The organism is Streptomyces sp. NPDC037013 (genome assembly GCF_055607265.1).
The window spans coordinates 530,444-543,521 of sequence record NZ_JBVJRV010000002.1; the positions used below are offsets into that span (position 1 = coordinate 530,444).

General features: G+C 71.1%; 15 protein-coding genes. 9 read left to right on the forward strand and 6 right to left on the reverse strand.

The window, feature by feature from the left end; genetic code table 11:
• Positions 1-119: 119 nt before the first annotated feature.
• Positions 120-1,835, forward strand: coding sequence for an Ig-like domain repeat protein (locus tag ACZ7DY_RS07560; protein WP_471131274.1), 1,716 nt, complete (start codon positions 120-122; stop codon positions 1,833-1,835).
• Positions 1,836-1,937: 102 nt separating this feature from the next.
• On the opposite strand, the gene ACZ7DY_RS07565 is transcribed toward ACZ7DY_RS07560, so the two are convergent.
• A complete protein-coding gene (locus ACZ7DY_RS07565; protein WP_471131276.1) occupies positions 1,938-2,348 on the reverse strand; it encodes an SCO4983 family protein in 411 nt (136 codons plus the stop codon).
• 81 nt (positions 2,349-2,429) lie between these two features.
• Positions 2,430-3,641: a pyridoxal phosphate-dependent aminotransferase gene (locus tag ACZ7DY_RS07570; RefSeq protein ID WP_471132389.1), complete on the reverse strand. Its 1,212-nt coding sequence runs from the start codon at positions 3,639-3,641 to the stop codon at positions 2,430-2,432.
• 202 nt (positions 3,642-3,843) lie between these two features.
• On the opposite strand from ACZ7DY_RS07570, the gene ACZ7DY_RS07575 reads away from it, so the two are divergent.
• The gene (locus ACZ7DY_RS07575) at positions 3,844-4,695 is read left to right on the forward strand and encodes a S1 family peptidase (RefSeq protein WP_471131279.1); all 852 of its coding nucleotides are present in this window, start codon (positions 3,844-3,846) and stop codon (positions 4,693-4,695) included.
• Positions 4,696-4,776: 81 nt separating this feature from the next.
• On the opposite strand, the gene ACZ7DY_RS07580 is transcribed toward ACZ7DY_RS07575, so the two are convergent.
• On the reverse strand, positions 4,777-5,199 hold the full coding sequence (locus tag ACZ7DY_RS07580) for an Hsp20/alpha crystallin family protein (protein ID WP_471131280.1): 423 nt from the start codon (positions 5,197-5,199) through the stop codon (positions 4,777-4,779).
• 247 nt (positions 5,200-5,446) lie between these two features.
• Between ACZ7DY_RS07580 and ACZ7DY_RS07585 the strand changes: the two genes are divergently transcribed.
• From ACZ7DY_RS07585 to ACZ7DY_RS07600, 4 genes are all read left to right on the forward strand, one after another.
• Positions 5,447-5,725: a MerR family transcriptional regulator gene (locus tag ACZ7DY_RS07585; protein ID WP_471132392.1), complete on the forward strand. Its 279-nt coding sequence runs from the start codon at positions 5,447-5,449 to the stop codon at positions 5,723-5,725.
• A gap of 315 nt (positions 5,726-6,040) precedes the next feature.
• The gene (locus ACZ7DY_RS07590) at positions 6,041-6,244 is read left to right on the forward strand and encodes a cold-shock protein (protein ID WP_030989011.1); all 204 of its coding nucleotides are present in this window, start codon (positions 6,041-6,043) and stop codon (positions 6,242-6,244) included.
• A 243-nt stretch (positions 6,245-6,487) separates the two neighbouring features.
• Positions 6,488-7,897 (forward strand): DEAD/DEAH box helicase, encoded by a 1,410-nt coding sequence (locus tag ACZ7DY_RS07595; protein WP_471131283.1) that lies wholly within the window; start codon positions 6,488-6,490, stop codon positions 7,895-7,897.
• A gap of 56 nt (positions 7,898-7,953) precedes the next feature.
• Positions 7,954-8,241: an SCO5918 family protein gene (locus ACZ7DY_RS07600; protein WP_471131285.1), complete on the forward strand. Its 288-nt coding sequence runs from the start codon at positions 7,954-7,956 to the stop codon at positions 8,239-8,241.
• Positions 8,242-8,257: 16 nt separating this feature from the next.
• Here the strand turns inward: ACZ7DY_RS07600 and ACZ7DY_RS07605 are convergent, their stop codons facing one another.
• A complete protein-coding gene (locus tag ACZ7DY_RS07605; RefSeq protein ID WP_471131288.1) occupies positions 8,258-8,842 on the reverse strand; it encodes a hypothetical protein in 585 nt (194 codons plus the stop codon).
• A 109-nt stretch (positions 8,843-8,951) separates the two neighbouring features.
• Between ACZ7DY_RS07605 and ACZ7DY_RS07610 the strand changes: the two genes are divergently transcribed.
• Complete coding sequence (locus ACZ7DY_RS07610; protein ID WP_471131290.1) at positions 8,952-10,394, forward strand: cellulase family glycosylhydrolase; 1,443 nt, start codon at positions 8,952-8,954, stop codon at positions 10,392-10,394.
• 99 nt (positions 10,395-10,493) lie between these two features.
• A complete protein-coding gene (locus ACZ7DY_RS07615; protein ID WP_471131293.1) occupies positions 10,494-11,363 on the forward strand; it encodes a trypsin-like serine peptidase in 870 nt (289 codons plus the stop codon).
• Between the two features lie 49 nt (positions 11,364-11,412).
• Here the strand turns inward: ACZ7DY_RS07615 and ACZ7DY_RS07620 are convergent, their stop codons facing one another.
• Entirely contained in the window at positions 11,413-11,679 is a 267-nt protein-coding gene (locus tag ACZ7DY_RS07620; protein WP_471131295.1) for a DUF397 domain-containing protein, read from the reverse strand.
• The gene (locus tag ACZ7DY_RS07625; RefSeq protein WP_471131297.1) at positions 11,676-12,491 is read right to left on the reverse strand and encodes a helix-turn-helix domain-containing protein; all 816 of its coding nucleotides are present in this window, start codon (positions 12,489-12,491) and stop codon (positions 11,676-11,678) included. The genes ACZ7DY_RS07620 and ACZ7DY_RS07625 overlap by 4 nt, the downstream gene beginning before the upstream one ends.
• A gap of 95 nt (positions 12,492-12,586) precedes the next feature.
• On the opposite strand from ACZ7DY_RS07625, the gene ACZ7DY_RS07630 reads away from it, so the two are divergent.
• Positions 12,587-13,051 (forward strand): ATP-binding protein, encoded by a 465-nt coding sequence (locus ACZ7DY_RS07630; protein WP_471131300.1) that lies wholly within the window; start codon positions 12,587-12,589, stop codon positions 13,049-13,051.
• The last annotated feature ends 27 nt before the right edge of the window (positions 13,052-13,078 follow it).

Below are 13,078 nucleotides of genomic sequence, written 5' to 3' on the forward strand. Positions count from 1 at the left end.
CCTTGCCTTCACAGTCCTCCCACATGTTTCATGGACCCGCATGTCGGCCCGTTGATCAGTAGGGCCGTCGATCGATCCCGTGGGGGGACGAGTTGAAGAGATCTCAGCGTTTACGGCGGATGACGGGCACCGCGCTCGCGGTGGCCCTCGGCTCGGCCGGGCTCGTCGGCCTTGCGACGCCCGCCGCGAGCGCCGCGACCCCGTCCGACGAGGTGGCGAAGCTGCCGGTCCCGTCGTTCGGTGACATGGTGGTCGACGACGCGCACGAGCGCGTGTACGTCACCGACGGGCGCAGGTCCGACAGCGGGGCGAGCGCGGTCCTCGTCTACAACTTCCAGGGGCAGCGCGTCGGTTCGCTCCCCACCGACCAGCCGGTGTCCGGCATGGCGCTCAGCGCGGACGGCGCGACCCTGCACGTGTCGCAGTCCAACCGCATGCTGACGTTCGACACGGCGACGCAGGAGAAGACGGGCGCGGCGTACACCAACTACGACGTCACCTGCGGCCGCGAGGTGGCGGTCGCGGGCGGCAAGACGTGGTACACGGAGACGCCCTACAGCGGCAGCTCCTACTGCGACCGGCCCGACAACCTCGCGCTGCTGTACGGGGTCAGCGGGACCTCGTACGTCAACACCGGCTGGAACAGCCAGGGGCGGCTGCGGCTCGACTCCAACCCCGGGGCGCCCGACCGGCTGGTGGCGGGGCAGGCCGGCGCGGGCGCCGACGCCAACCCGTTCGTCACCACGTTCGACGCGAGCGGCGACACCCTGGTGCGCGGACCCTCGCGGCGGTTCGCCGACGCCGAGGGCAAGGGCGCGCTCGACCTGCAGGACATCGCCCAGAGCCCCGACGGCAAGCGGATCGCCGTGGCGGACGCCGCGTACGGCACCCGGCTGCTCGAAGCGGGCGACCTCGCGGACGCCCCGGTCGGCTACCAGCCGCTGCCGGAGGGCGCGAAGGCGTCGGCGGTGGCGTTCAGCGGCGACGGCAAGTATGTGGCCCGGGGCGCGTTCGCCACCGGGAGCACCGCGGACCTGCTGATCCAGCCCGCCGACCCGAAGGACGGCACCACGGCGCTGGAGTTCGCCTTCGAGAGCGAGCTCGACGGCACGCGGGTCGTGCCCGAGGGGCTCGAATGGTCCAAGGACGGCAAGCGCCTCTTCGCTGTCACCGGCAACGCGAGGGGCGAGTACTGGCTGCACGTCGTCCAGCCGCCCGCCGCGCAGTACGACTCCCGCTTCACGGGCACGTTGAGCACCACGCCCAGCAAGCCCGTCGTCGGTGAACCGCTCGGCATCCGGGGCAAGTTGGAGCTGGACGGCCCGGCTCCCGCCGAGCCCGTGAAGGTCGCCGCCATCCGCAAGGACGCCGACGGCACGCAGGAGGTGGCGGCCGCCAAGGTCGCGGCCGACGGCAGCTTCACGGTGCTCGACGTGCCGGACCGGCTCGGCGAGGCGACGTACACGCTGCGCTTCCTCGGTGAAGTCACGCACCGCCCGGCCGAGGACGTCACGGTCACGGTGGACGTGGCCAAGGCGTCGACGGCGATCGAGCTGACCGCGCCGGCCGAGGCGACCCGCGCGGGCGGCGTCGAGATCACCGGCAAGCTCACCGGGCAGGGACGCGCGCTGCCCTCCGGGATCGACCTGAAGGTCACGCGCACCGACCGGTTCGGCACGACCGGCGAGCTGACGGCGGCGCAGGTGGCGGCCGACGGCACGTTCCGGATCAAGGATCTGCCGGGCAAGCGGGGCAAGACGCTCTACAAGGTGAGCTACGCGGGTGACGCCCTGCACGAGGGTTCGTCCGCCCAGGCCACGGTGCGCATCAGCTAGTTGGGCGGTGCATGGAGCACCGGCGGCAGGGCGCGCACCCCCAGTGCCGTCGCCGTTGGTGGCACCCGGTCCGCGGCCTCACCGGCCGCGGACCGGGGCCGTTCAGGAGGCGCCGACCAGGCGCGTGGCGCCCGCGTGGGCGTCCATGCGCTCCGCGGCGAGGATCGCCGCCGCGGTGTCGGCGCGGGAGGCCGCCACCACCAGGGCGCGGCCCGCGAGGGCGTGGGCGCGCTGGTGCAGGGCGGCGAGGTGGGACTCGGGACCGGCGGCCGCGGCCGAGGAGCGGGGCGGGTGCGCACCGCCGCGCAGCCGCGCCACCTGGTGGGCCAACTGCTCGGCGGCGCCGTCCAGTTCCGCCGAGGGGGCCAGGGCGCGCAGCTCGTCGGTGACGGCGAGGAGCGCCGCGAGGTGCCCGGCGAGCTGGATGTCCAGCTCCTCCTCGCGGGAGCGGTGCGGGAAACCGGCGTCGTCGGCCATCGTGTGGACCGACTTGGTGCGGATCGGCTCGTACATGGGATGGCCTCCAGACGGTTGCTTGAAAGCCATCCTAGCTTAGATCCTGTCTAAAGTTGAGCCGAGGCCAAGAGGGCTGGGTCACGGCTGGCCGTAGCCGTCCAGGAACTTCCCGATCCGGGTGACCGCCTCCGCCAGATCCGTCGCGGTCGGCAGCGTCACGACCCGGAAGTGATCGGGCTCCGGCCAGTTGAACCCCGTACCGTGCACGACCATGATCTTCTCGGCGCGCAGCAGGTCGAGGACCATCTGCCGGTCGTCCTTGATCTTGAAGACCTTCGGGTCGAGCCGCGGGAAGAGATAGAGCGACCCCTTCGGCTTCACGCAGCTCACCCCGGGGATCTGCGTCAGCAGGTCGTACGCGGTGTCGCGCTGCTCCAGGAGCCGGCCGCCCGGCAGCACCAGGTCGTTGATCGTCTGGCGTCCGCTGAGCGCCGCGACCACGCCGTGCTGGCCGGGCATGTTCGCGCACAGGCGCATGTTGGCGAGGATCGTCAGCCCCTCGATGTACGAGGAGGCGTGCGCCTTCGGGCCCGAGATCGCCATCCAGCCCACGCGGTACCCAGCCACCCGGTACGCCTTCGACATGCCGTTGAAGGTGAGGGTGAGGAGGTCGGGGGCGATGGCGGCGGTCGGCGTGTGCGTCACGCCGTCGTAGAGGATCTTGTCGTAGATCTCGTCCGAACAGACCAGGAGGTTGTGGCGGCGCGCGATGTCCGTGAGGCCGCGCAGCATCTCGTCGCTGTAGACGGCGCCGGTCGGATTGTTCGGGTTGATGACGACGATCGCCTTGGTGCGGTCGGTCACCTTGCGCTCGATGTCGGCGAGGTCCGGCATCCAGTCGGCCTGCTCGTCGCACCGGTAGTGCACGGCGGTGCCGCCGGAGAGGGAGACGGCCGCGGTCCACAGGGGGTAGTCGGGCGCCGGTACGAGGACCTCGTCGCCGTCGTCGAGCAGGCCCTGCATGGCCATCACGATCAGCTCGGAGACGCCGTTGCCGATGAAGACGTGCTCGACGTCGGTCTCGATGCCCAGGGTCTGGTTGTGCATGACGACCGCGCGGCGGGCGGCCAGCAGGCCCTTCGCGTCGCCGTAGCCGTGGGCGGTGCCGACGTTGCGGAGGACGTCCTCGAGGATCTCGGGCGGGCACTCGAAGCCGAAGGCCGCGGGGTTGCCGGTGTTGAGCTTGAGGATGCGGTGTCCGGCCGCCTCCAGCCGCATCGCCTCCTCGAGCACCGGGCCCCGGATCTCGTAACAGACGTTGGAGAGCTTCGTCGACTGGATGACCTGCATGTCCGCGAGCTTACGGCCGGGTCGCACGGGCCGCTCCGTGTTTTCGGACACAAGGGGGACGCGAGGGGCGGCCGCCGGCGTGTTCTGTCAGCGGTGAGTTGTGTCCGTCCGCGGTCTTGTCCTGGCGGCCGGTGGGCCCAACAATGCGCATGACAAAACCGAACGAACTTCGGTCACATGGTCATCAGAGGGGATCCCCCACATGAACAAGCCTCTCGCCGGTGTCTGCTTCGCCGCGCTCCTTCTGGGAGCGACGGCGGCGCCGGCCGCGGCCGTCAGCGACGAGCGCCCCGCGAAACCCACGGTCAAGGCGGTCAACTTCGCCGGAACCGTCGCGCTCAGCAACTGCTCCGGCTCCGTGGTCCGCGTACCCGGCTCCCAGCCGGCCGACCCGGCGCTCGTCCTGTCCAACGGACACTGCCTGGAGGGCGGCTTCCCGGCGCCCGGCCAGGTCATCGTCGACAAACCGTCGTCCCGCAGCTTCACGCTGCTCAACGCCTCCGGCGGCAACGCGGGGACGGTCCGGGCCTCCAAGATCGCGTACGGCACGATGACCGACACGGACGTGTCGCTGTACCAACTCACCAGCACCTACCGCGACATCGAGAGCCGGTACGGGATCAAGGCGCTGGAGCTGAACGCGTCCAGGCCCGAGCAGGGCCGGGCGATCACCGTCGCCTCCGGTTACTGGAAGAGGCTGTACAAGTGCAACATCGACGGCTTCGCGTACCGCCTCAAGGAGGGGCAGTGGACCTGGAAGGACTCGGTCCGCTACACCTCCGCCTGCCAGACCATCGGCGGCACCTCGGGCTCCCCGGTGATCGACGACGCGACCGGCAAGGTCGTCGCCGTCAACAACACCGGCAATGAGGACGGCGAGCGGTGCACGGACAACAACCCGTGCGAGGTCGACGAGAACGGCAGGGTCACGGTCCGCCAGGGCATCAACTACGCCCAGGAGACCTACTGGATCGTGCCGTGTGTCGGGCCGGGCAACAAGATCGACCTGACCCGCGCGGGCTGCACGCTGCCCAAGCCGGCCAGGCTGAAGTAACCCGGCCAGGCCCCCGCGAGGCCCCGCACATCCGGCCGGTACCGGCGCTCGGCGCGCCGGTACCGGCCGGAACCGTGTGCGTCAGCCGTTGATCTGCCGGGGTCCGCCGCCGCCACCGGTGATCTGGATCTTGCGCGGCTTCGCCTGTTCGGCGACCGGGATGCGCAGCGTCAGGACACCCGAGTCGTACGAGGCGTCGATCCGCTCGGTGTCGAGCGTGTCGCCGAGGAACAGCTGGCGGGTGAAGGTGCCGACGGGGCGTTCGGCGGCGAGCATCTCCACGTTCTCCGGCGCGGGGGAGCGGCGCTCCGCCTTCACGCTCAGCACGTTGCGCTCGACGTCCAGGTCGATCGACTCGGGGTCGACGCCCGGCAGATCGAAGTGGACGACGACGTCGTCCCCCGCGCGGTACGCGTCCAGCTGCATGCCGGCCGGACGGCTGCCGCCGAAGACCTGCTGGGTGAGACGGTCGAAGTCGCGGAACGGGTCGGTACGCATGAGCATCACGGCTCACTCCTCTCCACAGGTGGTGTTGGGTGCGATGCCCTACGGTTTATGTATATAGCTCGGCGGCAGAAACTTGACAAGCCTCGACTCAAGGAAGGTCGGGAGAGGGCCCGGCGTCCGGCGGCCCGCCCGATACCTGTCACGGCCGAGGCAGACATCCGCATACGCCGTTGGTAGCGTTCCGCCGGTGACCTCCTCGCACGGCCCCGACCGGCTCGATGACGACGACTACCCCGCCTACACGATGGGCCGGGCCGCCGAGCTGATCGGCGCCACGCCCGCCTTCCTGCGGGCCGTCGGCGAGGCCCGGCTGATCGCGCCCCTGCGGTCCGAGGGCGGGCACCGCCGCTACTCCCGCTACCAGCTGCGCATCGCCGCGCGGGCCAGGGAACTCGTCGACCAGGGCACCCCCGTCGACGCGGCCTGCCGCATCGTCATCCTGGAGGACCAGCTCGAAGACGCGCTCCGGCTCAACGAGCAGCTGCGGGGCGACACCGCCGCGAGCGGGCGGACGCCGTCCTGAAGGCGCCGGGCGCGAAACGTTGCGTCACGCACCGCCGCATATCTACGACGGCACATACAGAATTTCGCGCCGGGTCCGGCGCCGAATAAGTTCCGGCCGACGCGCGATTTGGAAAATCGCGCGCCGTCGGCGATGGCGTGCTACTGTCGATTTCAGTTGCAGTTGTGGTTCCCAGAGACTCCAAGTGCTCACGTCGGCTTTATGTGCTGGCGGGGGCACTTTGTATTGCCGGTCATTCCGGACGGGGTAATCATCGCGGCGACGCGGAGTCCGCACAGTGTGGGCTTCCGGGCACTGCCCCGAAGGAGATATGACATGGCTAACGGCACCGTGAAGTGGTTCAACGCTGAAAAGGGCTTCGGCTTCATCGAGCAGGAGGGCGGCGGCGCCGACGTCTTCGCTCACTACTCGAACATCGCCACCCAGGGCTTCCGTGAGCTGCAGGAGGGCCAGAAGGTGACCTTCGACGTCACGCAGGGCCAGAAGGGCCCGCAGGCCGAGAACATCGTTCCCGCCTGACGCTGACGCTCACGCGTACTTCGTGGCTGGGGCCCGCACCTTGGGTGCGGGCCCCAGCCCGTTGTGTTTCAGGAAGCGTTGCGCGCTTCTTCTAGATTTCCACCGGCTCTCGGGGATTAAATTCTCCGTGGCCGGGAATACGTTTCAATTTCCCCGGCCGTTCCTGCGATTCTCGGCACCGCTCGACACCGGTCGGTGACGGACAGAATTCCTCGATACGCGCCGCATCGAGGAAGGTTCTCCATGAACCGTTCGACTCGCACGAACAGCCGGCGCCCCAAGAGTCCGGGCCGACGCCCCGCGGCCCTCCAGGGCGAGTTCGCGCTGCCGGTCACCGTCACGCCCGCGCTCCCGCCCGTCGAGGACTTCGCCGCCCTCGGCCTCCCGGACGGCGTCCTGAAGACCCTCACCGGGCTCGGCGTCACCGCCCCCTTCCCGATCCAGGCCGCCACGCTGCCCAACTCCCTCGCGGGCCGCGACGTCCTCGGCCGCGGCCGCACCGGATCCGGCAAGACCCTCGCCTTCGGCCTCGCGGTGCTCGCCCGGACCGCGGGACAGCGCGCCGAACCGCGCCGCCCGCTCGCCCTGATCCTCGTCCCCACCCGCGAGCTCGCCCAGCAGGTGACCGACGCCCTCGTCCCGTACGCCAGGACGCTGAGGCTGCGCATGGCCACCGTCGTCGGCGGCATGTCGATCGGACGGCAGGCCGGTGCCCTGCGCACCGGCGCCGAGGTCGTCGTCGCCACCCCGGGCCGGCTCAAGGACCTCATCGAGCGCCGCGACTGCCACCTGGACCAGGTCGCCGTCACCGTCCTCGACGAGGCCGACCAGATGGCCGACATGGGCTTCCTGCCCCAGGTCACCGAATTGCTCGACCAGGTGCGGCCGGGCGGCCAGCGGATGCTGTTCTCGGCCACCCTGGACCGCAACGTCGACCTCCTGGTCCGCCGCTACCTCAGCGACCCCGTCGTCCACTCCGTCGACCCCTCCGCGGGCGCGGTCACCACGATGGAGCACCACGTGCTGCACGTGCACGGCGCCGACAAGTACGCCGCCACCACGGAGATCGCCGCCCGGGACGGCCGCGTGATCCTCTTCCTCGACACCAAGCACGCGGTCGACCGGCTCACCACCCACCTGCTGAGCAGCGGTGTACGGGCGGCGGCACTGCACGGCGGCAAGTCCCAGCCCCAGCGCACCCGCACCCTCGCCCAGTTCAAGTCCGGGCAGGTCACCGCGCTCGTCGCCACGAACGTCGCGGCCCGCGGCATCCACGTCGACGACCTCGACCTCGTCGTCAACGTCGACCCGCCCGCCGACCACAAGGACTACCTGCACCGCGGCGGCCGCACCGCGCGGGCGGGCGGCTCGGGCAGCGTCGTCACCCTGGTCACCTCCGCACAGCGGCGCGACATGAACCGGCTGATGATCGCCGCCGGCATCCGGCCGCACACGGCGCAGGTGCGCTCCGGCGAGGCCGAGCTGACCCGCATCACCGGAGCGAAGACCCCGTCCGGCATCCCGGTGACCATCCCCGCGCCGCCCAAGGAGAGCTCCCGCCGCGGCGGCGCCTCCTCCGGCGGCCGCCGCCCCCGCGACGGCCGCGCGCGACGCGCCTACGCCGCCCGTACGCGGAGCGAATCCGCGGCCTGAACCGGGCCCGTACGGCACCGGTCCACCGTCCCCTTCCTCCCCACCTGTGAGGCACCATGCGCTGTGTCATCGCCCGTTTCCCCTTCGACCTGTTCAAGAGCGAGGTCGAGCAGGCCATGAAGGGCGTCAAGCCCGAGCCCGTCACCGGCGAGTCCGTGATCATCGGCCGCCGGCACTACCCCGTCAAGCAGGTCGGCGAGGTCATCACCCGGCAGGACCGCCGTGACTTCTCGGCGCGCGAGGTGACCAGGGCGCTGACCGGCCTCGGCTTCACCTGCCGCACGGCGCCCGAGCCCGTCGCCCCGGAGCCGGCCCCGGCGCCCTGGCCGACCTCGGTCGTCTAGGGCCTCTCGCTCTCGTCTAGGGCCTCTCAGGCGGACCGGCCCCAGGACGTCCAGCACGTCCCGGGGGCGGTGGCGCCTCGTGCGGTGTTCGTGCCGCCGCGAGCGCCGCCGCCCCCGGCAGCCAGCCGAGCGCCGCGCCCCACACCGCGCCGAAGAGTGCGCCGACGAGCGGCAGGATCAGCCAGCCCCACATCCCCGCCTCGACCATGCGGGCCGCCACCATGCCCCGCCACACGCCCGCGAGCGCCGCGCCCGCGATCAGCGCCGTCCACCCCGCGCACAGCCGGCGGACCCGGCCCGCCCCGGGGCGCAGCCGCAGATGGCGGCGCATCCGTGCCGCCGCCCCGGCGATCAGGAGCAGCGCCGCGAAGTCCTCGCAGAGCTGCCGGCTCCACTCCGTCGCGCCCAGGGGCGTCGCCCGCAGACCCGGCAGGGCGAAGGGCACGCCGAGCGCGCCCGGCACGACCGTCAGACCAGCCCGCGCCGTGAACGCGGTCAGCAGGGTCGCGCTGCCGTGGGCCAGGACCAGCAGCAGGCAGACCCCGGCGACCACGGCCGTGGCATCCGTCCGGGCCCGCAACACGTCGAACGTCGTCCGCATGGCGCGCCACTGTAGGCCGCGCCGACCCTGACGGACAGGGTCCGGCCGGAAAAAGTGAACAATGCTCAGGTCTGTTGTGCCGGGGCTTCCCCCACCTACCATCCGGGCCATGAAGTCCCTTGCCGCGTGGCGTACTTGGGCGGTCGGCGGTGTGGTGCTCGCCGTCGCCGCCGCGCTGCTGGTCGCCGTCGGCCCCGACGGCGCGGGCGCCGCACGGGCCGACACCGCCACCGGCCACCGCTGGATCACCGACCGGCAGGGCCGCGCGCTGGTGCTGCGCGGTCTGTCCACGGCGAGCAGCGCCAAGCAGGCCGCCGACGGCATGCCGTGGATCGGCGAGCAGGACGTGGCGCGCGAACGCCGCGAGCTGGGCACCGACTTCGTCCGCTTCCTCCTCCAGTGGCGCAAGGTCGAGCCGGCGCCGGGAACGTACGACACGGCGTATCTGCGGCAGGTCGCCGAACGGGTCCGCTGGTACGGCGAGCGCGGCTACCACGTCCTGCTCGACATGCACCAGGACCTGTACGGGCCGAAGACCGGCGGCAACGGCGCGCCCGGCTGGGCCACGGAGACGGACGGGCTGACCTCCGCCGCCACCGACCCCTGGGAACTCGGCTACGCCGAGCCCGGGACCGTCCGCGCCTTCGACCGTTTCTGGGGGACGGTCGAAGGCGGCGGGCGTGATCTGCGGGCCCACTACGTCGGCGCCCTGCGCGCCGTGGCCCGGCACTTCGCCGACGACGACACCGTCATCGGCTACGACCTGATGAACGAGCCCTGGGGCGGCAGCGTGCAGGGCCCCGCGTTCGAGGCCGGGCCGCTCGCCCGCCTCTACCGGGACGCCATCGACGCCATCCGCACCGTCGACCGCGACCACTGGCTCTTCGTCGAGCCGTCCGCCATCGGCGCCAACTGGGGCTTCGCCTCCGGACTCCCGCGCCTGGCCGACCCGCGCGGCGACGGCGACAGGGCCCGCATCGCGTACGCGCCCCACCTCTACCCCCTCCCCATGGACCTCGGCGGCGGCTACACGGGCGACACCAAGGGGCAGGTCGACCGCTCCCTGCGGGCCTGGCGCGAGCAGACCGAGAAGACCGCGCGGCGGCTCGGGGCGCCCGTGGTCATCGGGGAGTTCGGGCTCGACGTGGGGCTGCCGGGTGCCATGGAGTACGTCGAGAAGGTGCAGCGCATGGCCGACGAGATGGGCGCGGGCCTCGCCTACTGGTCCAACGACCCCGGCTCCTGGGCGCCGTGGGACGCCGACATGAAGCCGACCGTGCTGCTGCCCGTCCTCGACCGGCCCTACCCACGGGCCATCGCGGGGGACCCGGTGGCCTATCGCTGGGACGCGGCGAAGAAAACGCTGACGGTGAGCTGGCGGGGCAAGGCGGGCGTGCGGGGCGGCACGGAGGTCTATCTGCCGGCGCGTCACTTCCCGCACGGCGGCCGCACGCGGGGCGCCGAGCGGCGCTCCTGGGACCCCGACTCCCGTGTCCTCACGCTCGGTTCGGGCCCCGGCACGCACTCCGTGCGCATCACACCGCGGGGGTGAAAGGGAAGAGCCCCGGCCCCTTGTCCGCCGCGGACCGGGCCTCCAAGAATGCCCCTGACATCCGCACGACAGGCGTACGTCACAAGGGGGGCTCCACCGATGGGAAAGCCGAGCAAAGCAGTCACGGGCGGCCTGCTCGCCCTCGCGCTGGCCGGGGCCGGCGCGACACCCGCGCTCGCGGGACCCGTCCGGCCGGACGGGCAGGCACCGGCACGGGCCAGGACGGTCGACTTCGCGGGGACGGTGGCGCTCAGCAACTGTTCCGGCTCGGTCGTCCGCATGCCGAAGTCCTCGGCGGGCGACCCGGCGCTCGTCCTCACCAATGGCCACTGCCTGGAGACCGGTTTCCCCGCCGCGGGCGAGGTCATCGTCGACCAGCCGTCCACCCGCACCTTCAAGCTGCTCGACGCAAAGGCGGATGAGGTCGGCACACTCAAGGCGTCCAAGGTGGCGTACTCGACGATGACGGACACCGACATCACGCTGTACCGGCTCACCACCAGCTACCGCGACATCACCAAGAAGTACGGGATCAGGCCGCTGGTGCTGGAGGACGACCACCCGGTGAAGGGCCGCGCGATCACGCTCGTCTCCGGCTACTGGAAGAAGACGTACAGCTGCAACATCGACGGGTTCGTCTACCGCATGAAGGAGGGGGAGTGGACCTGGAAGGACTCGGTCCGCTACACCCCGGCCTGCCAGACCATCGGCGGCACCTCCGGCTCACCGGTGATCGACAGGAAGACCGGCAGGGTCACGGCCGTCAACAACACGGGCAACGAGGACGGCGAACGCTGCACCATCAACAACCCCTGCGAGATAGACCGGCGCGGCAACGTCACCGTGCGCAAGGGCATCAACTACGCGCAGGAGACGTACGGGATCGTGCCGTGCGTCGGCAAGCACAGCGAGATCGACCTCCGCCGCAAGGGCTGCAAGCTGCCGCGTCCGGCCGCCGCCCGGAGGTAGCGGGCGGGCCCGGCGGGCTTGGCGGGCCCGCCCGAACCGGCGCGTGGCCTCAGGAAAGGCGCTCGGCTCCCGCGTCGTCCCGGAGCACTGCGGTGAACCGGGACCACGCGGCGGCGGGCACGGCGAAGGTCGGACCGTCTTCGCCGAGCTTCGAGTCACGGATGTGGATGGTGTGGGGGCAGGTGGCTATCTCTACGCAGTTTCCGCCCTCGTCGTCGCTGTGGCTGGACTTGCGCCAGGACAGGGCTACTTCTATGCAGTTACTGCCTTGGTCATCGCTGTAGCTGGACTTGAACCAGGAAAGCTGCTCGCTCATAGTTCCTCCGCCAGTCTCCTGATGAGCTGTGCCGATTCCTCAATGCTGAGGGCATGCGTGCGGATCATGCCATGGCGCTGCGTCAGTCTGCTGACCTTTCCGGGGTCGGCGTAGAAGGCGCTGGTCTCCTGGCCCTCGCAGAAGGCGCACTTCTCGTGATCGGGGCTCTCCAGCAGAACCAATGACCCCGTCAGGGCGAGCCCGCTGCACCTCCCCATCGGCAGCACCTGAACCGACACGTTCCGCAACTCGGCCGTCTCCAGCAGGTGTTGCAGTTGCCGTCTCATGGCCTCCCGGCCGCCCACCATCGTCCGCAACGCGGCCTCGTACACCACGAACCCGAAGACCACGGACGGGCGTGCCCGCAGCGCCTCCTGTCTGCGCAGTCGCGCGTTCACCCGCTCTTCGACGGTCTCGTCGTCCAGGGGCGGGCAGCTCTCGCTGATCAATGTGCGTGCGTACTCCTCGGTCTGCAACAGGCCGGGGATGAGCAGCGGTTCGTACGAGTGGATGGCGATGGCCTCGGCCTCCGCCTGCATGAACTCCTGCGACCGCGCCGGAAACGGCTCCGGCTTCAGGTAGTCCTGGGCCGACAGCAGCAGCCCGTGCGCGTCGCACATCTCGTCCGCCAGCTGGAGCAGCCGGAGCGTCGGTTTGCGGCGGCCGTTCTCCATCGACTTGACGTACTCGTAGTGGTAGCCGGCCTCCTTGCACAGCTCCTCGCGGGTGACTCCCGCCTGTTCCCGCCACCGTTTGACCTGGTTGCCGCAGTAGCGCCAGGCCATCGGCGGCTGGGAGTTCACCTCGGTCATCGGGCCCGCCCCTCTGATGCGCGCCGGGTACGGTCACGTTCTGTACCCGTGTCGATACTCCAGAAGGCTATGCCCGGCCCGGCAGCGTATGAGGCATGGAACGCACAACTTCCCCCCTGCCGGGCGAGCTTGAGTGGCGGATGCCGCGCGATCCGCGCAGCGTCGGCAGGTCGCGGGCGCTGCTCGCCGAGCAGGCGCGGGCCTGGAAGGTCCCGGACGGCGTGGCGGAGGCGGCCGTACTGCTGCTCAGTGAGCTGATGACCAACGCCGTACGGCACGGGCGGGTGCCGGCGGGCCGTGAGGTCGGGGCGCGGTGTGTGCTGGACGGGAACGTCCTGCGGGTCGAGGTGGCGGACGCGAGTCACGTGCCGCCGTGCCCGAGGAAGGCGGGGCCGGACGACGAGTCGGGGCGGGGTCTGGCCCTGGTGGAGCTGCTGGCCGACGCGTGGGGGGTGCGCCCCCGGCCGTATGGGATCGGCAAGACGGTCTGGTTCGAGCTGGTGTTGTCCGGGACGGAACCGGACTGCCCGCCACCCGGTGACGGCGTCCGGTGCCGGTGAGACGTTGCCTGGGGCACTCGCCGCCGG

What these genes read in the sequence shown, in the direction of transcription:
- ACZ7DY_RS07560 (WP_471131274.1), top strand. Translation starts at nt 120, where the DNA reads ATGACGGGCACCGCGCTCGCGGTGGCCCTCGGCTCGGCCGGGCTCGTC.
- ACZ7DY_RS07565 (WP_471131276.1), bottom strand. Translation starts at nt 2,348, where the DNA reads ATGTACGAGCCGATCCGCACCAAGTCGGTCCACACGATGGCCGACGAC.
- ACZ7DY_RS07570 (WP_471132389.1), bottom strand. Translation starts at nt 3,641, where the DNA reads ATGCAGGTCATCCAGTCGACGAAGCTCTCCAACGTCTGTTACGAGATC.
- ACZ7DY_RS07575 (WP_471131279.1), top strand. Translation starts at nt 3,844, where the DNA reads ATGAACAAGCCTCTCGCCGGTGTCTGCTTCGCCGCGCTCCTTCTGGGA.
- ACZ7DY_RS07580 (WP_471131280.1), bottom strand. Translation starts at nt 5,199, where the DNA reads ATGCTCATGCGTACCGACCCGTTCCGCGACTTCGACCGTCTCACCCAG.
- ACZ7DY_RS07585 (WP_471132392.1), top strand. Translation starts at nt 5,447, where the DNA reads ATGGGCCGGGCCGCCGAGCTGATCGGCGCCACGCCCGCCTTCCTGCGG.
- ACZ7DY_RS07590 (WP_030989011.1), top strand. Translation starts at nt 6,041, where the DNA reads ATGGCTAACGGCACCGTGAAGTGGTTCAACGCTGAAAAGGGCTTCGGC.
- ACZ7DY_RS07595 (WP_471131283.1), top strand. Translation starts at nt 6,488, where the DNA reads ATGAACCGTTCGACTCGCACGAACAGCCGGCGCCCCAAGAGTCCGGGC.
- ACZ7DY_RS07600 (WP_471131285.1), top strand. Translation starts at nt 7,954, where the DNA reads ATGCGCTGTGTCATCGCCCGTTTCCCCTTCGACCTGTTCAAGAGCGAG.
- ACZ7DY_RS07605 (WP_471131288.1), bottom strand. Translation starts at nt 8,842, where the DNA reads ATGCGGACGACGTTCGACGTGTTGCGGGCCCGGACGGATGCCACGGCC.
- ACZ7DY_RS07610 (WP_471131290.1), top strand. Translation starts at nt 8,952, where the DNA reads ATGAAGTCCCTTGCCGCGTGGCGTACTTGGGCGGTCGGCGGTGTGGTG.
- ACZ7DY_RS07615 (WP_471131293.1), top strand. Translation starts at nt 10,494, where the DNA reads ATGGGAAAGCCGAGCAAAGCAGTCACGGGCGGCCTGCTCGCCCTCGCG.
- ACZ7DY_RS07620 (WP_471131295.1), bottom strand. Translation starts at nt 11,679, where the DNA reads ATGAGCGAGCAGCTTTCCTGGTTCAAGTCCAGCTACAGCGATGACCAA.
- ACZ7DY_RS07625 (WP_471131297.1), bottom strand. Translation starts at nt 12,491, where the DNA reads ATGACCGAGGTGAACTCCCAGCCGCCGATGGCCTGGCGCTACTGCGGC.
- ACZ7DY_RS07630 (WP_471131300.1), top strand. Translation starts at nt 12,587, where the DNA reads ATGGAACGCACAACTTCCCCCCTGCCGGGCGAGCTTGAGTGGCGGATG.